The 3,409-nt window shown below is 72.2% G+C and carries 3 protein-coding genes and 1 pseudogene; all 4 read left to right on the top strand.

Translation table 11 applies throughout. The features are described from left to right. Positions 1-404: pseudogene (locus ACVMLK_RS20375) on the top strand (hypothetical protein); the annotation flags it as partial. Positions 405-681: 277 nt separating this feature from the next. Then, positions 682-1,620, top strand: a complete 939-nt coding sequence (gene lpxC, locus ACVMLK_RS20370; protein WP_198366098.1) for a UDP-3-O-acyl-N-acetylglucosamine deacetylase — start codon at positions 682-684, stop codon at positions 1,618-1,620. Between the two features lie 62 nt (positions 1,621-1,682). Then, positions 1,683-2,531 carry an outer membrane protein assembly factor BamD gene (locus ACVMLK_RS20365; RefSeq protein WP_457487458.1) on the top strand — a complete coding sequence of 283 codons (849 nt, stop codon included), beginning with the start codon at positions 1,683-1,685 and terminating at the stop codon, positions 2,529-2,531. 21 nt (positions 2,532-2,552) lie between these two features. Beyond that, positions 2,553-3,409, top strand: an 857-nt coding sequence (locus ACVMLK_RS20360) for an AAA family ATPase (RefSeq protein ID WP_457487457.1), incomplete at its 3' end; no start/stop codon positions are given.

The raw sequence follows: 3,409 nt of genomic DNA, 5'->3' as shown, positions 1-3,409 counted from the left end.
GCCCGGCCGGCATGGCGACACCGGCGACCGTGACCCCCGCCGTGGCGCCGCAGCCGACGGCCTATGAGGCCCCGGCGGTGCCGGTCGAGGCCCCCTCGCCCGAGGAGATGCCGGCCGCCGTGGGTCAGCCGGAGCAGGGCCGCGCGATGCAGCCGCGCATGGCGCCGACGCCGGTCTCGGCTCCGCCGGCAGGTGGCGGCTTCAATCTCTTCCGCAAGGCCACCGGGCTGATGCGCCGCAACCTGGTTGGGGATGCCGAAGTGCCGCCGGCGCCCCGCCCGGTCGCCCCGCAGCCGATGGCGCCCCAGCCGCAGGCGCCGCAGCCTGCCGCGCCGCGCGCCGCCCAGCCGGCCGAGGAGATGGGCCTCGACATCCCGACCTTTCTTCGTCGTCAGAGCAACTGACGCCGGCGCGACGGACAGGCGCCAGCCTGACCGTTCCTGACGTAACAAGAGGGCCTCGCATCCTGGATGCGGGGCTCTTTTTGCATCGCAAAAACCGATCAGAAACAAAAGCTTCCCTGCGTAACCTCGACAGAAATATACGGAAACAAGGGTTTATTCGCCCGTGACGCGTCCCGGTGCCATCTAGACACTCAGGCAGGCAGCTTCTCGGGCCTGCCCGACGTGACCAGTGACCCCTTCGTGACCCTTGTATCGACCGAGTGACCCAGAGGCAGTGATGGACGGATTCTTCGTGGCAGGCATGGGACGGCGCAGGACGCTCAAGGCGTCCATCGGCTGCGTCGGCATTGGCCTGCACTCCGGACGTCGCGCCTCGATGACGTTGCATCCGGCCGCGGCCGGGGAAGGCATCGTCTTCCGCCGCACCGATCTCGGCCTCGAGATCCCGGCGCGCTACGACCTCGTCTTCGACACCCGCCTCTGCACCGCCATCGCCCTGCCCGGCCAGCCGCATGCGCGCATCGGCACCATCGAGCATGTCATGGCCGCCCTCTCCGCCTGCGGCATCGACGATGCCGTGATCGAGGTGGACGGGCCGGAGGTGCCGATCCTCGACGGTTCCGCCGCGCCCTTCGTCTTCCTGATCGACTGCGCCGGCACCGTGACCAGCCTGATGCCCCGCCATGGCATCGAGGTGCTCAAGACCATCCGCGTGCAGGAGGGCGAGGGCCCCGGCGCCGCCTGGGCCATGCTCGAGCCCTCCGCCACCCCCGGTTTCGAGGCCGCCCTCGAGATCGACTTTCCCTCCACCGCCATCGGCCGCCAGAGCCTCTCCCTGCGCGTGACCGAGTCGAGCTTCCGCCAGCTTCTGGCCGATGCCCGCACCTTCACCCTGGCCGAGGATGTCGCCCGCCTGCGGGCCGCCGGCCTGGCCCAGGGCGGCAGCCTCGCCAATGCCGTGGTGGTGGACGGGCCGCTGGTGCTGAACCCGGGCGGCCTGCGCCATGCCGATGAATGCGTGCGGCACAAGCTGCTGGACGTGGTGGGCGATCTGGCCCTGGCGGGCGCGCCGCTGTCCGGCCGCTTCTCCGGCAGCCGCTCCGGCCATGCGCTGAACAACCGCCTGCTGCGCGCCCTCTTCGCCGACGAGCAGGCCTGGCGCTGGCAGCAGGATGGCGCCCTGGCGCCGTCCTACGCGGAGCCGGTGGCGGCCTGAGGGCGGCCACCGACCTGCCCCCCATCGCCTTCATCGGGCAGGCGTGGTATGGAGCGAGCGCCATGCGCAGCCGCCTGAACCGGACACTCCGCCTCTCTCTCCTGCTGGCCACGCCGCTCCTCGCGGTCGTCGGGTGCAGCTCCTGGGACGGCCGCAGCTCCTCGCTGCAGGCCCGTGCCAATCTCGCCGCGGAAACGCCGGAGGCCCTCTATGCCGCCGGCATCGACGCGCTGCGGCAGGAGCGCTACCAGCAGGCCCAGGAATTCTTCGACGCGGTGGAGAGGGAACACCCCTATTCCACCTGGTCCACCAGCGCGCGGCTGATGTCGGCCTATTCCGACTACATGCGCAACCGCTACACCGAGGCGATCGGCGCGCTGGACCGCTTCATCCAGCTCCACCCCGCGCATCGCGACATCGCCTATGCCTACTACCTGCGCTCGCTCTGCTACTACGAACAGATCGTCGACGCGCAGCGCGACCAGCAGACCACCGAGACCGCCCTGGCCCAGTTGCAGGAGGTGGTGAACCGCTTCCCCGACACCGCCTATGCCCGCGACGCGCGGCTCAAGATGGATCTGGCGCGTGACCATCTGGCCGGGCGCGAGATGAACATCGGCCGCTTCTACCAGTCGCGCGGGCTCTACGCGGCGGCCATCGGCCGCTTCCGCCGCGTGGTGGACGAGTTCCAGACCACCAACCACGTGCCTGAGGCGCTGCACCGGCTGACCGAGATCTACCTCTCCCTCGGCCTGACCGACGAGGCGCGCAAGACCGCCAGCGTGCTCGGCCACAACTACCCCGGCAGCCGCTGGTACCAGGATTCCTACGCCCTCCTGGTGGAAGGCGCCCCCGCGGCGGATGCCGAGCGTCCGGGCCTGCTGAGCCGCGCCTGGAACTCTGTCTTCTGAGCCGCGTTGCCGGGGCGGCCCATGCTGACCTCCCTCGCCATCCGTGATGTGGTGCTGATCGAGCGACTCGACCTGTCGCTCGGTGCCGGCCTGACCGTGCTGACCGGCGAGACCGGCGCCGGCAAGTCCATCCTGCTCGACAGCCTGGGCCTCGCCCTGGGCCAGCGCGCCGAGGCCGGCATGGTGCGCGCCGGCCAGCCGCACGCCTCCGTCGCCGCCTGCTTCCATCTTGCCGCCGAGCACCCGGCCCAGCTCCTGCTCGCCGAGCAGGGCATCGAGGCGGAGGAGGATCTGGTGCTGCGCCGCGTGGTGCAGGCCGATGGCCGCTCGCGCGCCTTCGTCAACGACGAGCCGGTCGGCGTCGGCCTGCTGCGCCGGCTCGGCGCCCTGCTGGTCGAGGTGCAGGGCCAGCACGATCAGGTGGGCCTCGCCGATCCGGCCACCCATGCCGGCCTGCTCGATGCCTTCGGCGGGCTGGAGGGCCGGCGCGAGGCGGTCGGCGCCGCCTGGCGCGCCTGGCGCGGCGCCGAGCGGGTGCTGGCCGAGGCGCGCGAGGCCATCGCCCAGGCGCAGCGCGACGAGGAATGGCTGCGCCACGCCGTGGAGGAGTTGTCGGGCCTGGCCCCGGTCGAGGGCGAGGAGGATGCCCTGGCCGATGAGCGCCAGGCCATGCAGCAGGGCGAGCGCCGGGCCGAGGCGGTCTCCTCCGCCCTCTCGGAGTTGCAGCCGCGCGACCGGCGCGGCGGCACCGCCCCGGCTGCGGCGCTGCGCAACGCCGCGCGCGCCCTGGAGCGCCTGCCGCCGCCCAACGAGGAGGCGGCGCCGGTGCTGGCGGCCATCGGCCCGGCGCAGCAGCGGCCGCGCCGCATCGGCCCCCG

This window comes from Teichococcus aerofrigidensis, from assembly GCF_054073225.1.
This window is presented reverse-complemented; position numbering and strand designations above follow the sequence as displayed.